Source organism: Petrachloros mirabilis, assembly GCF_975968855.1.
This window is the reverse complement of the sequence record NZ_CDLUDY010000223.1, coordinates 1-17,303: the sequence shown is the minus strand read 5'-3', so window position 1 is coordinate 17,303 and position 17,303 is coordinate 1. Positions and strand designations below refer to the sequence as shown.

17 protein-coding genes and 1 tRNA gene are annotated in these 17,303 nt (G+C 55.7%); 11 read left to right on the top strand and 7 right to left on the bottom strand.

Annotated elements, in window-relative coordinates; genetic code table 11:
- Positions 1-49 precede the first annotated feature (49 nt).
- Positions 50-1,639: a secretin N-terminal domain-containing protein gene (locus ACWVCN_RS09290; RefSeq protein ID WP_455245300.1), complete on the top strand. Its 1,590-nt coding sequence runs from the start codon at positions 50-52 to the stop codon at positions 1,637-1,639.
- Positions 1,640-1,737: 98 nt separating this feature from the next.
- On the opposite strand, the gene ACWVCN_RS09285 is transcribed toward ACWVCN_RS09290, so the two are convergent.
- Together ACWVCN_RS09285 and pyrF are read right to left on the bottom strand one after the other, a co-directional pair.
- Positions 1,738-1,814: transfer RNA gene (locus ACWVCN_RS09285), tRNA-His, on the bottom strand.
- Positions 1,815-1,902: 88 nt separating this feature from the next.
- On the bottom strand, positions 1,903-2,616 hold the full coding sequence (gene pyrF, locus ACWVCN_RS09280) for an orotidine-5'-phosphate decarboxylase (RefSeq protein WP_455245298.1): 714 nt from the start codon (positions 2,614-2,616) through the stop codon (positions 1,903-1,905).
- A 101-nt stretch (positions 2,617-2,717) separates the two neighbouring features.
- Here pyrF and rpsT point away from each other — a divergent pair, with 101 nt between their 5' ends.
- Positions 2,718-2,993, top strand: coding sequence for a 30S ribosomal protein S20 (gene rpsT / locus ACWVCN_RS09275; protein WP_455245296.1), 276 nt, complete (start codon positions 2,718-2,720; stop codon positions 2,991-2,993).
- On the opposite strand, the gene holA is transcribed toward rpsT, so the two are convergent.
- From holA to leuS, 3 genes are all read right to left on the bottom strand, one after another.
- A complete protein-coding gene (gene holA / locus ACWVCN_RS09270) occupies positions 2,968-4,077 on the bottom strand; it encodes a DNA polymerase III subunit delta (RefSeq protein ID WP_455245295.1) in 1,110 nt (369 codons plus the stop codon). The two genes, rpsT and holA, sit on opposite strands and share 26 nt — an antisense overlap.
- Positions 4,078-4,086: 9 nt before the next feature.
- Positions 4,087-4,701 (bottom strand): LPS assembly lipoprotein LptE, encoded by a 615-nt coding sequence (lptE, locus tag ACWVCN_RS09265; RefSeq protein WP_455245293.1) that lies wholly within the window; start codon positions 4,699-4,701, stop codon positions 4,087-4,089.
- Positions 4,702-4,765: 64 nt separating this feature from the next.
- On the bottom strand, positions 4,766-7,201 hold the full coding sequence (gene leuS / locus ACWVCN_RS09260; RefSeq protein ID WP_455245291.1) for a leucine--tRNA ligase: 2,436 nt from the start codon (positions 7,199-7,201) through the stop codon (positions 4,766-4,768).
- A 105-nt stretch (positions 7,202-7,306) separates the two neighbouring features.
- Between leuS and ACWVCN_RS09255 the strand changes: the two genes are divergently transcribed.
- Positions 7,307-7,933, top strand: coding sequence for a class I SAM-dependent methyltransferase (locus ACWVCN_RS09255; RefSeq protein WP_455245289.1), 627 nt, complete (start codon positions 7,307-7,309; stop codon positions 7,931-7,933).
- 1 nt (position 7,934) lies between these two features.
- Here the strand turns inward: ACWVCN_RS09255 and ACWVCN_RS09250 are convergent, their stop codons facing one another.
- Entirely contained in the window at positions 7,935-8,726 is a 792-nt protein-coding gene (locus ACWVCN_RS09250; protein ID WP_455245287.1) for an HAD family hydrolase, read from the bottom strand.
- Here ACWVCN_RS09250 and der point away from each other — a divergent pair.
- From der to aat, 8 genes are all read left to right on the top strand, one after another.
- A complete protein-coding gene (gene der / locus ACWVCN_RS09245; protein ID WP_455245285.1) occupies positions 8,725-10,101 on the top strand; it encodes a ribosome biogenesis GTPase Der in 1,377 nt (458 codons plus the stop codon). The genes ACWVCN_RS09250 and der overlap by 2 nt on opposite strands.
- A 156-nt stretch (positions 10,102-10,257) precedes the next feature.
- Complete coding sequence (locus tag ACWVCN_RS09240; protein WP_455245284.1) at positions 10,258-10,710, top strand: hypothetical protein; 453 nt, start codon at positions 10,258-10,260, stop codon at positions 10,708-10,710.
- Positions 10,711-10,970: 260 nt separating this feature from the next.
- Positions 10,971-11,750, top strand: coding sequence for a hypothetical protein (locus ACWVCN_RS09235; protein WP_455245283.1), 780 nt, complete (start codon positions 10,971-10,973; stop codon positions 11,748-11,750).
- A 360-nt stretch (positions 11,751-12,110) separates the two neighbouring features.
- The gene (locus ACWVCN_RS09230; protein ID WP_455245282.1) at positions 12,111-12,749 is read left to right on the top strand and encodes an RNA polymerase sigma factor; all 639 of its coding nucleotides are present in this window, start codon (positions 12,111-12,113) and stop codon (positions 12,747-12,749) included.
- Positions 12,746-13,048: an anti-sigma factor family protein gene (locus ACWVCN_RS09225; protein ID WP_455245280.1), complete on the top strand. Its 303-nt coding sequence runs from the start codon at positions 12,746-12,748 to the stop codon at positions 13,046-13,048. Before ACWVCN_RS09230 ends, ACWVCN_RS09225 begins: the two co-directional genes overlap by 4 nt.
- Positions 13,049-13,053: 5 nt before the next feature.
- Positions 13,054-13,443: a c-type cytochrome gene (locus ACWVCN_RS09220; protein ID WP_455245278.1), complete on the top strand. Its 390-nt coding sequence runs from the start codon at positions 13,054-13,056 to the stop codon at positions 13,441-13,443.
- Between the two features lie 95 nt (positions 13,444-13,538).
- On the top strand, positions 13,539-15,239 hold the full coding sequence (locus ACWVCN_RS09215; RefSeq protein ID WP_455245277.1) for a hypothetical protein: 1,701 nt from the start codon (positions 13,539-13,541) through the stop codon (positions 15,237-15,239).
- 59 nt (positions 15,240-15,298) lie between these two features.
- Entirely contained in the window at positions 15,299-15,997 is a 699-nt protein-coding gene (gene aat, locus ACWVCN_RS09210) for a leucyl/phenylalanyl-tRNA--protein transferase (RefSeq protein WP_455245276.1), read from the top strand.
- A 221-nt stretch (positions 15,998-16,218) separates the two neighbouring features.
- Here aat and ACWVCN_RS09205 read toward each other — a convergent pair.
- The coding region (locus ACWVCN_RS09205) for a M20/M25/M40 family metallo-hydrolase (protein WP_455245274.1) at positions 16,219-17,303 on the bottom strand (1,085 nt) is incomplete at its 5' end.

Here is a 17,303-nt window from a genome sequence, read left to right as displayed (position 1 = left end):
TCATGAGCTGGGCAGATGACATTTTCTCCGGCCAGCCGTGTAATCAGGTATGCAAATTTCCTCACAGATTCAGCTGGCCTGGTTGCGATACGCACTCGCGCTTTGCGTGGTCACCACATTTTTTTCTCTCTTCTCCCCATTCAATTCTTACGGCGAATCTAAAAGCGGCGGTCCCAGTCGAGTGGCGCTGGACTTCAACGATGTAGAACTCTCTATTTTTGTGCGCTTCATCAGTGAGCTAACGGGAAAGAATTTTGTGCTTGACGAGGCGGTGAAGAAGGCCGGCGGCAAAATTACAGTCTTTTCTCCCACCAAAGTCACCCCGGCTCAAGCCTATAGCCTCTTTGTCTCAGCTCTTGAAGTGAGCCGCCTTGCCGTTGTTCCAAAAGGCCCCGTCTACCAGATCGTTCCGATGGGAGAGTTACCCCCAGAGCGTGGGGTCTTCGTCTACAAGCTCAAACATGCCAATGCCACTGATTTGGCGGCGGTCTTGACCAATCTCGTTGCCAGGTCACAAACCATTGCGCAGACGACGCCCGGGAGCAGACCGCCTATCCGACCGATCACCGAATTTGAGGCACCAGTCCAGGTCTTTGCAGACAAGGCGACGAATTCCATCATCATCAGTTCGACAAAAAATGCTTATACCCATTTGCAATCCGTCATTCAGGATCTTGACACTCGAAGGAAGCAAGTATTTGTGGAGGCGGTTATTCTGGAAGTTCAAGTTGATCGACTCCGCCAGATCGGGACGGACCCGGTTCAAGCTCTCGGAGCCGCAAAGTTCGGGTCGATTTCGGCCATTGGGGGGCTGAACCGCGCTCCGGAAGACCTTGCTTCTGTGGCCCAAACTGTCCTTGGCCTTGGTGCTGGAGGAGCGACCGGGGGTGTCTCATTGCTGGATTCCGGAATCGTTCGCGTCTTCCTTCAGCTTCTGATGAGCATGACGGATACGAATATCCTCTCCACCCCGCAGGTCCTGGCAGCAGACAACCAGAAGGCTAAGATTGTCGTCGGAGAAAACAGACCTTTCCCAACCGGCCAGGCTCAAGGCATCACCGGAGGAACCCTTGTCACGATTGAACGGAAGGATGTCGGCGTTACGCTTGAACTCACGCCCCAAGTATTGGAAAACGACCTCATTAGGTTGGAAATCAAACAGGAGATTACGGCGATTGCTGAAAATGTAGCGCAAACTATCGGCTCAGGAGTAGCAACCGTTCCTGTCGGCCCGACGACGACCAAACGCTCCATGGAGACAACGACCATTGCCAAGGACGGTCAAACTTTAGTTGTCGGCGGCCTGGTCCGCGACAACATCAGCATCAGTGAGCGCAAGGTTCCCCTTCTGGGAGACATCCCACTTATTGGATGGCTTTTTCGGTTTCAGAGCCGACAGACTGAAAAACTCAACTTGTTGGTATTTCTCACGCCGACCCTGGTGAGGGATGAGACGGATATGGTCGAGCTCAACCGTCGCAAATCCATTGAGCTTGGAACGATCCAACGTGAAAATCGAATTGAGGAACCAACGAAACTGAAACAAGAGAGCACCGAAAAACTGGATCATCCCCCGGCCCCGTCACAGCCCAATCAATCAGAACGACCTTCGCCGATACCCTCACCAAGTCCAGAATAACGTATCTCAGAGAACGCGTTGTCCAGAATAAACCCAGGCGCAGCCATGATTTTGCCGAATGGGTCCAATTGTTATGGAGAAAATAACGGAAGGAATTATGGGGTGGATGACGGGTTTTGAACCCGCGACCTCCGGATCCACAATCCGGCGCTCTAACCAACTGAGCTACATCCACCATGAAGAGGACGGGCTGGAGATCAAAACACAGGAGGGATAGATATTAGCAAAGAGCGGAGAAGCGCCGCAACTGAGCAGGGTCGTTTTCAGCCCCGTGCGTCGAAGGCGGTTTGCATTTCCGCAAGAATCGCGGCAGCGGCTGCCGCGGGATCCTGGGCTGATCGAATGGGCCGGCCCACCACTAGATAATCGGCCCCGGCTGCTATCGTTTGGGTAGGCGTGGTTGCTCTTGCGTGGTCGTCGACATCTCTGCCGGCCGGCCTTACTCCAGGTGTCACGATCACGAACCGCGGACCGATCTTCGGTCGTAGCACCCCCGGTTCCTCACCTGAGGCCACCACACCGTCGCAACCTACTTCAGCAGCGAGTAAGGCCCGCGCCATCACCAACTCCTGAACCGATCGCTGGATGCCCATGTCACGGAGATCGCTGCTGTCGAAATTCGTTAAGACGGTAACAGCGAGCAGCTTTAACGGGGACGTCCCTCGCCCCTTGACAGCGGCCGTTAGCGCTTTGCGGTTGGCATGAACGGTCAGAAACTCCACCCCCATGGCAGCGACACGTTCGGTTGCTCGTCGGACCGTCTCCTCGATGTCAAGGAACTTGAGATCGAGAAAGACCCGTTTCCGTTTGTTGAGTAAACGCTGAACGATCTCAGGGCCTGCTGCCGTATAGAGTTCGAGCCCGACCTTCACAAAGGCGATCTGGTCCTCAACTTGGACCAACAACTTATCTGCCTCGGCGGCGGATGGAACATCGAGCGCCAATATCAATCGATCGCGGGCGTTAATCTTAGCCACAGCTTCATCCCTTCCCCTGAATTCTTCGACAAAGTTTCATCACCTTGACGTCCCAATGAACCTTGTGATAGAAGTGCTCTTCTTTTCTACAGGAGTTTGCCATGCCCGTCGTCCACAAATCTACGATTCGTCGAGCCCGCCAAGCCGTGAAGCGCCAAGCCAGAAACCGTGCGACATTGACCGCCGTGAAGAGTTTAGTCAAGAAGGTGCATTCCGCTGTCGCGGATAAGAAACTCGACGATGCCAAGTCTTCTCTGCGTGAAGCCACTTCGGCGCTCAGCAAAGCCGTGACAAAAGGTGTGTTGAAACGGAACACAGCATCCCGCCGCATTTCGCGCCTCACCAAACACGTCAACTCCTTGGTCGCTTCGCACTGATCGTTCTAACATTCGGTAACGGTTTCGTCTTCGAGGCAGACACGGAAGCGCGGGCTGGTGGCGCGGGCTGGTGCGTGCTCGTCCGGGGACGGTCACACAGTCGCATGATGAGCCTATCGAGCAGTATCGCCGGTTTACCTGCGCTCCCTCCTTTGAGCTGGCCATCAACTTCCAGAAACGTCCCCAAGGCCTCTCGCAGATGAGCTTCGGAAAACTGTCCGAGGAACGCACGGACCTTATAAGGATCCATTCGCAACGTTCTTGCCGCCTCTCCCTCGCGTCCTCCTTGCCGCATCAATTCTTTGACCTTCCAGAGCCGTCGATATTGCCAGGCCAACGACCCCAAGATCCTCAGAGGCGCCTCCCCTGCCTCAAGATTGCGGGCCAGAATCGCCAACGCCTTTCCTCTGTTCTTCGCCCCAATGGCGACGGCCAAATCGAAAACCGACGCGCCCGGTTCAACTCCGCGCAAGATCGAAACATCCTCAATCGTAGCAAAACGGTCGGCAGACACATAGGATGCCAGTTTTTCCACCTCACGCCTGGCAGAATACAGCGAACCTCCACAGGCCTCCTTCAGCATGCGCAGGGCTTCGTCGTCGATTCGCACGGCGGCACGATCTGCCTCTTGCTTCAGCCAGGGGATCAGTTCCGCATCTCTTAACGGCCCGCAATCCACCACGATGCACGCTTGCGTCAACGCTTGTGTAAACTTAAGGCGGCCATCGAGCTTGGAGGCCATGAACACCACGGTTGTCGATTCGTTCGGCTCCCTGAGATAAGGAAGCAACGCTTCGCATTCTTTAGCAGGTAATTTTTCTACGTACTTGACGACCACCAGGCGGCGGGGGGCAAATACTGCAACCTCTGACGCGCAAGACACAATGTGCGATCCGTCCGCCTCGTCGCCGTAAAATACATCGCAATTAAAGTCGTCGCCCTGTGCCCCCAACACCGTGCGTTTAATCTGCGCTAAAGCCGAATCCCTCAGGAGATCTTCTTCCCCGACCAATGCATACAGATGAGTGACAGATCCCTGTCCAAGCTGTGTGGCGAGCTGATTTATTGAGATGGACCTGGGCACAAATACGTCCTATGGCTTGTCCGGATGAACCTTCGACGAGGCGGAAACCGGTTTATTTGTCAAGTGACCGGACTCCAACTGCAACAGAAACCGAGACGCCAGATCTTCTGCCACAAACCGGCCCGCTTGCTCTAAGGCCCGGTTCTGCAGCACGCGATTAAACTGTAAATCCGGCGTGATGTAAAATTCCGAGGAGCCCTTCGCCGTGTGGGACCAGACCACTCGTTTCGTGCGTGTTTCTTCGACCTTCACGGCTACAACCACCTCCGCTCGGCTTTCCAATGTTGCCGTTTGACTGAAACTAAGCGTCGGCACCGTGACGGACACGATGGTTCCCGACAACACGAGGTCCGCCGCATCCGACTCTGCAACAACCTGGGCGCCGCTTCCCGATGAAAATTCACGGCGAAGGTAATTGGTAAACCGCGTTTCTAGATTCGGTTCAAAGCTGGCGTTCAACAGAGGCCTGATAATCACGCGAGGCGCCGGCGTCGAGGAGTCCGAGACTGCCGCCCCCCCTATGGTCGGACCTGGCCCCTCGACACGGAATTGATAGCCGCACGCCGCGAGAGCAAGGCAAGAAGCGATCGGCACGAGCCGGGCGGCTGTCCAGAAAATAGACAAGAATCTCCTCCGACTTCCTGCAGTAGGCCTCTCCCCCCTTGTCCCTCGCTCCTTGCCCATATCGTCAGACCACAAAATTGATCAACTTCTTCTCTACGTATACCACCTTCTTCGGCTCTTTCTCTTGAAGCCACTCGACGACCTCGGCCCGCGCGAGTTTCTCCACCTGATCTCTGCTCACCTCCGGACCGACTTCGATTTTTGCGCGCAGCCGACCGTTGACTTGGATCGGTATCGTCAACCTGTCACTGACGGTCAAGGCCGGATCGTATGTCGGCCATGATTGAGACGACACACTCGGTTGGTGACCAAGCAATACCCACAGCTCTTCAGCGAGATGGGGCGCGAACGGGGAGAGTAACAAGACAAAGGGCTCAAGGAGCGATCGCGAGCGCCGGTCGGTTTTCGTCATTTCGTTTGTGAAGACCATCATCTGGGAGATGGCCGTATTGAACCGCAATTGCTCGATGTCGTCCGTGACCTTTTTAATAGTCTGGTGCAGGATTCTCTGTTGGTCTAATGTCGGTTCCAATGAGACGACCGCGGCAGAGAGCGTTCCTTCTTCGTTCACTATGAGCCGCCAGACCCGTTCGAGAAAGCGTGTGACGCCTTCGACGCCTCTGGTGCTCCAGGGCTTCATCGCTTCCAACGGACCCATGAACATTTCGTACAGGCGCACGGCATCGGCGCCGAACCGGTCGATCATCTCGTCCGGATTGACGACATTGCCTCTCGACTTCGACATTTTCTGATTGTCTTCACCAAGCACAATTCCCTGGTGGACGAGTTTCTTGAACGGCTCCGGCGTGCTGACCACCCCGATGTCATAGAGCACCTTGTGCCAAAAACGCGAATACAAGAGATGCAGCACCGCGTGTTCGCTGCCTCCGATGTACAGATCCACCGGCATCCAGTACTTCTCTTTCGCCGGATCGATCAGTTGCTTCCCGTTCTTGGGATCGATAAACCGCAGATAGTACCAACAGGAGCCCGCCCACTGCGGCATGGTGTTCGTCTCGCGTCTGGCCGCTTTGCCGCTGTCCGGCTCCGTCGTAGACATCCACTCTTCCAGATTGGCGAGAGGACTTTCGCCGGTTCCGGATGGTTTGAAGTTGTTCGTCTCCGGCAGGGTTAAGGGCAACTGTTCTTCCGGTAACGGCCGCGCGTCTCCTTCAACCCAGATAATCGGGAAGGGTTCGCCCCAATAACGTTGACGGGCAAAGAGCCAATCGCGCAGCTTGTAATTGACGGCCTTCTTGCCTTTTCTTTTCGACTCCAGCCATAAAGTAATTTTGGGAATGGCGTCGACCGGCGTGAGCCCGTCAATGGAAAAACTTTCATCTGGAGCGGTCGAGTTCACGACCTTCCCTCGTTCAGTCTCCAAGAAGGCCTCCTTCTCGACATCGCCGCCGGCAATTACCTCACGAATCGGGAGAGAATAGGTCTTGGCAAACACCCAGTCCCTGGCGTCATGCGCTGGTACCGCCATGATCGCACCGGTGCCGTACCCCATGAGCACATAGTCAGCGATCCAGATCGGGAGTTTCTCGCCGTTCACCGGATTCACGGCGAAGCCACCGGTAAACACACCTGTCTTCTCCTTTTCCAGTTCTTGCCGTTGCAAATCGCTTTTGCGTGCGGCTGCCTCCCGGTAGGCCGTGACCGTGCTTCTTCTCTCGGCCGTCGTTACCGCCTCGACCAACGGATGTTCGGGTGCCAGCACCATATAGGTCGCGCCGAACAAGGTATCTGGCCTGGTAGTGAAGACCCGAATCGCTCCGTTGATTCCGATTAGGGCGAACTCGACCTCGGCACCGATCGAGCGGCCGATCCAATTTTTCTGCATCTCGAGCGTGCTCGTTGGCCATTCAACCAGCGACAGATCATCCAATAAGCGATCGGCATAGGCAGTAATCTTTAGTACCCACTGCTTCATGGGTTTGCGTATGACTTCGAATCCGCCCACCTCACTTCTACCGTCTACGATCTCTTCATTCGCCAGCACGGTGCCCAGTGCAGGACACCAATTCACGGGCACTTCTGCTACGTAGGCCAATCCTCGACTAAACAACTGCAGAAAGATCCACTGTGTCCAACGATAATAATCAGGATCCGTGGTGCTGATCTCACGATCCCAGTCATAAGAGAGGCCGACGCGCTTCATCTGCCGTTTGAACGTGGCGATATTCTGAGCCGTCGTGATGGCTGGATGGATGCCGGTCTTCACCGCATATTGTTCGGCTGGAAGTCCGAAAGCGTCCCAGCCCATCGGATGCAGGACATTGAACCCCTGCATCCTTTTATAACGGGACACAATGTCCGTTGCGGTGTAGCCCTCCAGGTGTCCGACGTGGAGACCGGAGCCGGATGGATAGGGGAACATGTCGAGACAATAGAACTTCGGTTTTCTCGGATTCTCCACGGCCTTGAACGGGCGATGCTCGTCCCAATAGGCCTGCCACTTGGCTTCGATGACATGATGGTCGTAGGTCTTGCTCATGGTCACAGGGAAGGGTCAGAAGAGGCTGGACTGTAGCACAGACTTCCGGACCTCAACAAGATTTGAGCGGCGATAGCCGACGTCTCTGCTATACTGCCCGCGACGATGGGACTCTACAGTCAACACATCTTTCCCTGCCTGATGGACTGGATGATGAGCGGTGAAGAGTTTCAACGACTGCGAGCCGAGTTGCTCAGAAATGCCCGGGGTGAAGTCGTCGAAATCGGATTCGGAACCGGTCTCAACTTCGCTCATTATCTGCCCGCTATCACAAGCCTGACGGTCGTCGATCCCGCTCATCTCCTGCCACATAAGGTTGCCGATCGAGCTAAGTCCGTTTCCTTTCCCGTTCAAGTTCAGCACGCCACAGCAGAATCGTTGCCGTTTCCTGACCGTCGATTTGATACGGCAGTGAGCACTTGGACACTTTGTACAATTCAGGAGCCTGTGAAAGCCATTCGCGAAATCCGCCGAATCCTCAAAACAGACGGCCGCTTTCTCTTTTTGGAGCATGGCCGGAGTGACGACCCCCGGGTAGCAGTCTGGCAGGATCGCCTCAACCCGATTCAGAACATCATTGGCTGCGGCTGCAACCTGAATCGTCGGATCGATCAATTGATCGATCAGGGCGGTTTACAGCTTCTGCAGTTGGACCGATTCAAAATGGCACAGGTGCCGCGCATCGGCGGTGAGATGTACTGCGGACAGGCCATTCCAAAGGCGACGTTCTAGGTCACGACTCCTTGTCCGGCTTTCCATTGACAAGTGACGACAACTGTCCGACCGAGGCGAAGCCGGCTGAATAGGCAGGCGGCAACTGCGAACTCGATTTGGCGCTGTGGACGATTTGACTGATACCGAACTGCCGCGCCGCCGCGAGACAGCTTTCATCATCATCGATGTACAGCGATCGCTTCGCATCGAAGCCGACGAGTCTGCAACAGGCCGGCCAATACTCCGGTCGCATTTTCAAATAACCGACTTCAAATGGGTCGACGATACGGTCGACATACCGATCGAGGCCGGTCTTGGCTGCTTTCACCGATACCCCTGCTTTATGGGCGTTCGTCACAATGGTCATGCGCTTCCCGATCTGGCGCATGTGGAGCAAAAACTCTTCCGCTCCAGGAAGAAACCCGATCATGTGATCAAGTTCTTTGTGCATTGCCACGACATCGATTCCAACCCGTTCCGTCCAATAATGGAGGTCCGTCCACGCCAATTGGCCCTCCACCGATCGGTACATAGCCATCAGCCGATCACGTGAAACGTCAAACGAGAGTCCGTGCAGCGCCGCATAACGTCGAGGCAGTTCTTCCTCAAAGAAGAAATTGTCGAAATGCCGATCAAGCAACGTGCCGTCCATGTCAAGGAGGACGTCATCCACATCGTCCCAATCCAATGCATGAGGCATAAGGTGTAAGGAGTCAATCGACATGGATAAAGTATAAAGGATGGAAACGACAAAGACGAACCGTTGTGTTTGCCAAAAATCCTGTGATACGGTCCAAAGAGGTTTTCCCATGCCGCGAACCAAGTCTGCATCGGCACCGACTCTTCCTTTGCTTCCCTCAGAGGGCAGTACGATTCCGCTTGTCGCTATTATTGGAAGGCCGAATGTAGGGAAGTCGACTCTTTTCAATCGGATTCTCGGAAAAAAGACCGCCATTGTCGACGACGTGCCCGGAGTCACGCGCGATCGAAATTACGCGGACGCGAACTACCGGAATCGGCAGTTCCGTCTAGTTGATACGGGTGGGCTCGAACCATCTGCCTCCGAAGGTATGTTAGCGCTGATCAAGCGTCAATCAGAACTGGCTATCGCCGAAGCCGATATCTTGATTCTTCTCATGGACGGACGGGCGGGGCTGACTCCCCAGGACCAGGAAGTGGTCCGCCTCCTGCGAGGTACGACGAAACCTCTGTTCGTGGCCATTAACAAAATTGACACGCCAAAGGTAGAGGCGCTTATAGCGGACTTCTATCAACTGGGGACTGATCACCTCTATCCAATCTCGGCCGAACATGGGATCGGCGTCGCTGAATTGCTCGACGCCATCTACCCGCTGCTTCCCACCTTGGATGAGAGTGAGGAACGGAGCACCATGCCCCGCATTGCAGTGGTCGGGCGTCCTAATGTGGGAAAATCAACGCTCGTGAATGCGGTGTTGGGCGAAGAGCGCGTCGTGGTCAGCAACGTACCTGGGACGACCAGAGACTCGATTGATTCCTTGGCTGTTTATCAAGGTCGCCGTTACCTCTTCACCGACACGGCCGGGATTCGCCGGCGAGGAAAGGTCGATCGGGGTATCGAAGGTTACAGCGTGGCACGATCCCTTCGCGCGATCGGACGATCCGATGTCGCCGTGCTCCTGCTTGATGCGGAGGAAGGTGTAACCGAGCAGGATACAAAGATCGCCGGCCTCGTCATTCGACAAGGAAGGGCCTGCCTATTGCTGGTGAACAAGTGGGATCTCCGCGAAGGGGACAGCCAAGCGAGACAGGTCTACGAACAGGACTTACGCCGCCGGTTCCCCTTCTTGTCCTGGGCCCCGGTCCTGTTTGGGGCCGCTGTAAAACCCGACTCCCTTCGACGGCTCTTCCCAACGATCGATCAGGTCTACGCATCCTTCACCAAACGCATCCCCACCGGGCAACTTAACCAATTCTTGCAGCAGATTCTGGAAACCCATCCTCTTCCGATTCGGAAGGGAAAACCGTCGAAAATCACCAAATCGGCCTTCATGACCCAAGTCGCCGTCCAGCCTCCCGTCTTTGCATTGTTCGTCGGCCATCCGGACGACATTACTCCAGCCTACCTCCGTTTCATTGAAAACCAGCTCCGCGAAACCTACAGTTTTACCGGCACCCCCATTCGCCTCATCGTGAGAAAGAAATAGCGGACAGTTCCGTCCGTCGAACGACGAGCGTTGTACGCTACACGCCTTCCTCCGACGATGTTGACTTCAATTCGTTGCGTATATCACAAGGGTTTCATTGTTGAGCCGGAGGCCCGACCCTTGCACTGTCCGCCCGCGATCTTAAGGAGGTCCGCCGTGCCTATTACCACCCGATCGAATGACCCCGGTACCCGACGGGCTTCCATTGGGAGGTCCCTGCAGTTCATTCCGAACGAGGACATCGATCGTTTCGGATATCACCCCGATTCAGGACTGTTGGTCTTGTCTTCTTCGCGCCAAATCGTCCATATCGATGCACAGGCCAGAAAGCTGTTGGCGCTGTTCGGTCAGGCTTATGAACACAGTCCCTGTCTCTCACTGGAGTCTATGCCGAGCATCATCACTGAATTCTCCGAGAAGGTGTTCACGGAACTTCGCATCCGGCACAATTGCCATAACTGGCCTGAAGCCGATGTGCGCCAAGTCTGCCACATGGTGAAACCGCCTCTCCTGCTTCGAGGATTCGGCATGCCGCCGGCTGAAGGGCAAGAGCCTCGCATGGTGCTCGTGCTTCAACCCCGCTCTCCTCTCGACGGATCATTCGCATAGTAAGACAGCTAGATTCTTGACTACTTAGCCGACAGAATCCCAGTCCCCTCGTTTTAAGACTGAAGCAGACCTCACATATCTGATGCGGCTTTCATCTTGACACCTCTCCGGCATCATGGTTTATTCCCTTCGTGTTGGCAGTGTAACCAAATTCGGCTATTGTCATCAGGCAACGTCAGGTTGGTCCTCTAGGATATCCGCCGGGCGTATTTCGTCACACAATCCTCATGATTGGCGTCTTTCACCAGAGAAGCCGATGGTTGCGTCTCTCTATCGTGCTCGTGGCCTGCTGGCTCACGCTCATGGTCCCAACCACTCCCCTGTTGGCACAAGACCAGGACGCCGCACCGAAAGATACGCAAGCTGGCATCGCGGAAACCGATAAGCAGTCTTCGTCTGAGCCGGCCAAGACAGACCCTTCGATCACCTTGAAAGGGTCAGTTTGGCGCACGAAGGCCGGAATCGTGTTTCTTAAGACTCCGGTCGGGATCTTAACCCTCTCTTCGAAGACGACGTTGAAAGACTTGAAAGGCTCACAGGAAGTACACTTTTGGGTCCACGACCGCTACCTCGTGGTGGAAATTCGCAAGAGAACCGATGGCTCGTTGCTCCATCGCTACTTCGGCGGTCCCTTGACGCCAGGACCGGACTCAGAAAAGACCTTGCTCTGGTGGACAGCCGAAGGCGAACAAACCGTCCATTTCGGAACGCAAGAAAAGAAACTTTCCGCCTACCATAATGGAGATCAACTGACCGTTGAAGTCAACGACGATCAGACGATAATTGGTGTCCATGACATGCAATTCGATCTGCAGATCAGCCAGGCCCCTCCTTCCGATTCCGACGCGCACCTCCTCCTCTCAGGGACCGTCTCGAAGTTGAAATCCAATTTCGTCTTCATGCGCACACCTGTCGGTGTGATCATGATGAACGCCAAAATCGGCATCCCGAAGGTCAAGGTCGGGCAACCCCTCACCCTCCATATTGAAAACGGACAAGTGTCGGTCGACGTCGGAAAAGTCTCCAAGTCCGGCACATAACAAGGGTATGGTAGTTGTCTCTCCTTGCTTCTGATTCTCAATCAGGCTGCTGAACAATTCGCTCAGCACGGACGAATCCTTTTGGCTGAAACTGCACACATACCTCGTATGTTCCGGGCATACTTCACAAACCCCGACCTTCTCACCCTGCCGCTACCGTGGCAGGAAGGGAACGGATCCTCAGACGGACTATCCCCCAACTCCATTGCAAAAAAATCGGGAAAGTCCAAGGCGAGCTGTTCAACAGTCAAACCTGGCGGGATGTCGCGGCGATCAATTCCCCCTTCTTGCACGCTTCACAATTTCCAAGTGCGACGTGAGAAGAGAGGTGGCGGACTTTTTCACCAACGTGCTAGACTCATGGTTCATATGCCGCCTGCAACCAAGAAAGCGCCGAAATCTTCGAAGTCAGATGCATCGTCTCAATCGTTTGAGACGCTCTATAGAGACCACGTGGATCAGATATACCGTTACGCGCACCGACTCTGCGGTGAGGCCGAGTCCGCAAAAGATTTGGTTCAAGAAACCTTTCTGAACGCTTACCGAGGGCTCAAGGGGTTCAGAGGCGAAGCACGGGTTTCAACATGGCTCTATACGATCGCGTCCCGTGCCTGCATGCGGATGCGACGGAAACGAAAGGGAGAGCCTGAACATGAATTGTCGCTCGACGAATTCATCCCGACGTCAGAAGGAGAGCTTCGTCTGCAAATTCCCATCGATGGCCTTACTCCTGAGGAGGCGCTGCAAAATAAGCAGCTCCGTGAAGCCCTCGACCGGGCAATCAATCAGTTACCGAAAAAATATCGGATGACGCTGGTGCTCCGCGACATGGAGGGGTTGAGCGCAAAGGAAGTCGGCGCAATCATGGGCGCGAACGAACGGGCGGTGAAGTCGCGGCTGCACCGGGCTCGGCTGTTCGTCAGAAAAGAGTTGAGCGCTCGCGGGCTTTCCCATGAGGACCATCAGGGCAGGCCCGAACCAGGAGGATCTGGGAGATGACCAGGAAACAAGCTGGCCGGACAACTTCGCGGCGGTCGCCGGCCCATACCCACAGTGCGGACGAGACCCGCTGTTTGGACATCATCAAGCAGATCTCCGCTTATATTGACGACGAATTGCCGATCGACATCTGCCGGGAACTTCGCCGTCACCTGGGAGCCTGTCCTAATTGCGAGAAGTTTGTCGCATCGCTGCAGCAAACGGTGTCGCTCTGCCGTCATTGTGACACGCCAGCCCTTTCGGCGCAGGACCGGGCTTCCCTTCGATTGGAGATTCTGAGAAACGTCCGCTCCAGGTAATTTCAATGGCTTCTCCCCCCGCTCCCCTGCTCATCCTTGGCAGTATCATCAGCGTCGCTGGCCTGTCCTTCGCATCAGCACCTCCATCATCCCAACTCGTGGAAGGACGATCGATTTATCACAGGCTCTGCGCAGACTGCCACGGGCCAGAAGGTCGCGGAGACGGCAAGTCGGCGATTTCGCTCTCACCACGCCCGGGGAATCTCATCTCGGCTCAAACCTCCGCAAAATCCGATCAGGATCTATTGAAGATCATCGCCAACGGCAAACGCAGAACAGCCATGCCGGCCTGGAAAGACCGGCTATCTGAATCAGAACAGCTTGCCGTCCTGGCCTTCATCCGATCACTCATCCATTTCAGCGGTTCAGCGACTCCTCCTCCCCCTTCGCCTTGATTTCAGAAACTCGGTTTCTACAACAACCCCTTCCTCAGCGGAAAACCCGCGTGTTACAGTGTGGCTTTTCGTGTTCTAGAAGGAGTCGATCCGTTATGATTCATTTTGATCATGCTTCACCGAAGTGGTTGCTGGCCCTCATTCTTTCTGCCACGTTTTTCCCAACGTTGACGCCCGGAGCCGATGCTGCTAAGGCCAAGAAGAAGTCGAAGCCTACCTCATCACAGGTCTCCACCGTTGCATTGCGGTATGCCGAGGCTCTTTCAAAAGCAGATATCGCAACTGTCGCCAAACTGGATTTTGCCTGTCAGTATCGATTGGTGTCTGCTACCAAAGCCGGATTGAAATCCTATCCGGACCCTTCCGACCCGTCGTACGACGCTTGCTGGCAAGGGATTAAAGCAGCGAACAAACCAGCTTTGGTGCGGACTGACGTCGGTATGTACACCCTGTGGCCCAGCAAGGGGGCGCTGGTTTATTTTGGTGAGGAGATCCATAAATACCCGGCTTCGGCATTCGTTATGGATGAAATCGGGCTCTCCCCTCCCGGTAGCGGCCTCCACATCAAAGCCGGCTCCAGCAAACGACTCAAGCCCGCATCGTTTCGCCCACGCGAGGGAGCTCCTGTCGTTTCCACCCCGGCTTCTCTGGTGACGATGACCGTGATTTATCAGGATGCAATACTTGCCCCTGTCACGAAGGCGCCAGGCAGCTATCATTTGACGAATACCATCAAGCCCGCTAAGCGATCCCTCAAGAGTATTGATCTGCAGTGGGTGGTGTTGACAGGCCTAAAGAAGCACGGGTTCCCGGCAGATGCCGCCGTGGTCAATCTATTGGTGAAGGATGGAGCCCCGGTCGGTGGAGTGGCCCAGGAGGTCCTTCCGTTTGTGATGGACTCGAGCAAGGCCATTCCCGGTTCGATGAACTGGTGGACACCGGAGGATTCTCCGGGAATGCTGATCGCCGCGGCGGCCCGCGCCGCTGGCTTTCCAGATTTGCGCGACCGCGTTGCCCTGTTGAACCGCGTCCTGACGATCGACCCTGATCAGCCGGAAGCCTTGACCGTCCTCACTAAGGACCTCTACGCGGCTATCCTGCGGGACGCAGCGCCGGCCCATAACCTCTCCGTAACGGATCCGGCACTCGCAATGGTCGTCAACGAACACTACTGGAACACCTATTCGCAGGCCATTCGGATGAACATTTCATTGGGCATGGAGATCGGCGGATTCGACAAACCGACGACCGCGGACTACCTCTTCCGTCTCCTACCGGCGTTGAAAGCCCTGGCGAGAGTTCGGCCTGGACTACTCGACAACCGGTTCCGCTGGGGCGTTGCCCTGCGCTGGAACAATGATTTCGAGCTCTCCACCGAAGTCCATGAGAAACTCGTCAGCGACATTCCGGATGAGCGGAGAGCGGGGAAGGCGGAGGCGCTCCTGCAGTTGGCCTGGGACCGTGTGAACAAATTGGCCTGGAACCGCAACTTTGACGATCCAGACGTGAAGGTGGCCTATCAGAATGCCGATGAGGCCCTCAAATATGCTGATTTGCCTCTGGACAAGTTTCTGGCGGAATACACCAAAGCCTTCAGCCTTCTCTACGAGCCCCAGCGGGACAACAAAGCCATCTTCGAACGGCTGAGCGAGGCCAGACGGTGGTTCAACGAAGTGCCGGGGCAGACCGATGAGATTTGGAATTTCTTTATCGCAGCCGACCAAATGAAAATGATCCTGGACGCCGATCCGATTTTCCAGCCGCTCATGGTCTCCACCGCGGCCCCGAAGAGCTGAGCGAGGTACGGCATCGATCCGTCGTGTTTTCCTACTGCTCTCATCGGGCTGGCAAAACAATGTTCCGACTGAGTCGAAATCCCAACGATCTTCGATTTCCACCCGTCGAGTCCGCCACACCAGAGGGCCTCGTCGCCATCGGTGGCGATCTGAGACCGGAGCGGCTTCTCGAATCCTACCGCAATGGCATCTTTCCCTGGTACAACGACGACCAGCCGATTCTCTGGTGGTCACCCGATCCCCGTGCCGTTCTCTTTCCTGACAAACTTCACGTTTCGCACAGCCTCGAGCGTACGATTCGCCGGGGACGCTTCGCCCTGACCCTCGATACAAGCTTTCGCGAGGTTATGATCCGATGCGCCGGGCCGCGCCCGCAATATCCGAGCGACGGCACCTGGATTACGCCGGCAATGATCGAGGCCTACACAAGGCTCCACGAGATGGGCCACGCCCACTCGATCGAAACCTGGTTGGAGGGAAAGCTTGTCGGTGGGCTCTACGGGATAGCGATCGGTGGAGCTTTCTTCGGGGAATCGATGTTCTCGCGAGTGGACGATGCCTCAAAAGTCGCGCTTGTCACACTGGTACGTCAGTTACACAACTGGGGCTTCACGATCTTCGACTGCCAACAATCCTCCCCCCACGTTAAGCGCTTCGGCGCCGAAGAAATCCCCCGTGCAGATTTCGTCATGCGACTCGCTTCAGCCGTAGCACTCCCCGACCGCCGCGGCCGGTGGAATACGATGGCATGTAGCTAAAATTTTGTGAAGGAGGAAAGACGGCAAACCTGGCTTCTGACATAAGGGCGGCCTGATTAGCCTCACTCGTGCGCGCGTCGAACGAGCACCTCCCTTAATGTTACATTCCGATCGATCTTGTGTGCCGCGTTCCGCGAGCACAAGAGACCATCGGGCCGCCCTGTTTCCCTATACGGGGCGGGATGCGAGGACGGACGGACTGGTCGGCGCCAAGACCCGACTCACTTTTTCCCCATCTTCGCCAGCTCCGCAAAATAGTGCGCGAAGGCCTTCATCCCTCCTGAAGCCTGCCCCCAATCGAAATACTCGTTTGGCGCATGGTAGCCGTGCTCGGGCAGGCTCAAGCCCAGAAACAAAATCGGGACCTTCCAGGCCTTCTGCATCGTGACGACTGCGCCGATTGATCCACCCTCGCGGATGAAAGCCGGCTCCTTGCCGAATCCCGCCTTCGCCGCCCGCTTCACACAGTCGACGTAGGGGCCTTCGAAGTTTCCCTTGAAGGGATGAAGCATCCCCTCCCGCTCCACCTTCACGTTCGGATTCAACTTGGCCACGTACTTCTTCAACAGGGCGAAGGCCTTCTCCGGTTTTTGATTCGGCACGAGCCTCATACTGACTTTCAGTTCGCCATAACCCGGCACGACGGTTTTGACGCCGGGACCGTGATAGCCGCCGGTCAAGCCATGGATCTCGAAGGTCGGCGCGGCCCAGATGCGCCGGGTCACTTCCGCCGGATCATTCGTGCGGAGCGAATGAAATCCGTAATCCTCCTTGAAGCGCCTGACTTGAAAACCGGACTTGAGGAAGCTTTTGATTTCAGCCTTCGTCGGTTTGACGACATCCTGATAGAAACCCGGAATTTTCACTTCTCCTGTTTTGGCGTTCACACAGGCCTGCGCGACTTCGATCAACTCCGCAAGTGGATTGCGCGCGGCTCCTCCCGTCACACCGGAATGAGCGTCTTTGCTGCCAGTCCGTAAGGAAAGCCTCGCGCCTATAAGGCCACGGAGTCCATAGGGCATGGCCGGTTGACCCTTGGCAATCCAGATCGTATCGGAAACCACAACGGAGTCCGGACGAGGAATGCCGGCGCGGTTTTTGAGGCCGGCGGCAAAATTCTGGCTGCCGTTTTCCTCTTCTAACTCCCACAGAAACCGGATGTTGATCGGGAAACCCTGTTCGATCGCAAATCGTGCGCCGAACAGGGCTGACAGCGCCGGCCCCTTGTCGTCTGTTGCCCCGCGACCATGATAGATCCCGTCTTTGTTCTTGAAAGCGAACGGATCCTGCTTCCACTCCGGTTCCT

Bases quoted from the DNA above. Each gene is read 5' to 3' on its own strand.
- ACWVCN_RS09290 (WP_455245300.1), top strand. From the start codon at position 50: ATGCAAATTTCCTCACAGATTCAGCTGGCCTGGTTGCGATACGCACTC.
- rpsT (WP_455245296.1), top strand. From the start codon at position 2,718: ATGCCCGTCGTCCACAAATCTACGATTCGTCGAGCCCGCCAAGCCGTG.
- leuS (WP_455245291.1), bottom strand. From the start codon at position 7,201: ATGAGCAAGACCTACGACCATCATGTCATCGAAGCCAAGTGGCAGGCC.
- ACWVCN_RS09255 (WP_455245289.1), top strand. From the start codon at position 7,307: ATGGGACTCTACAGTCAACACATCTTTCCCTGCCTGATGGACTGGATG.
- der (WP_455245285.1), top strand. From the start codon at position 8,725: ATGCCGCGAACCAAGTCTGCATCGGCACCGACTCTTCCTTTGCTTCCC.
- ACWVCN_RS09250 (WP_455245287.1), bottom strand. From the start codon at position 8,726: ATGGGAAAACCTCTTTGGACCGTATCACAGGATTTTTGGCAAACACAA.
- ACWVCN_RS09230 (WP_455245282.1), top strand. From the start codon at position 12,111: ATGGTTCATATGCCGCCTGCAACCAAGAAAGCGCCGAAATCTTCGAAG.
- ACWVCN_RS09225 (WP_455245280.1), top strand. From the start codon at position 12,746: ATGACCAGGAAACAAGCTGGCCGGACAACTTCGCGGCGGTCGCCGGCC.
- ACWVCN_RS09220 (WP_455245278.1), top strand. From the start codon at position 13,054: ATGGCTTCTCCCCCCGCTCCCCTGCTCATCCTTGGCAGTATCATCAGC.
- ACWVCN_RS09215 (WP_455245277.1), top strand. From the start codon at position 13,539: ATGATTCATTTTGATCATGCTTCACCGAAGTGGTTGCTGGCCCTCATT.
- aat (WP_455245276.1), top strand. From the start codon at position 15,299: ATGTTCCGACTGAGTCGAAATCCCAACGATCTTCGATTTCCACCCGTC.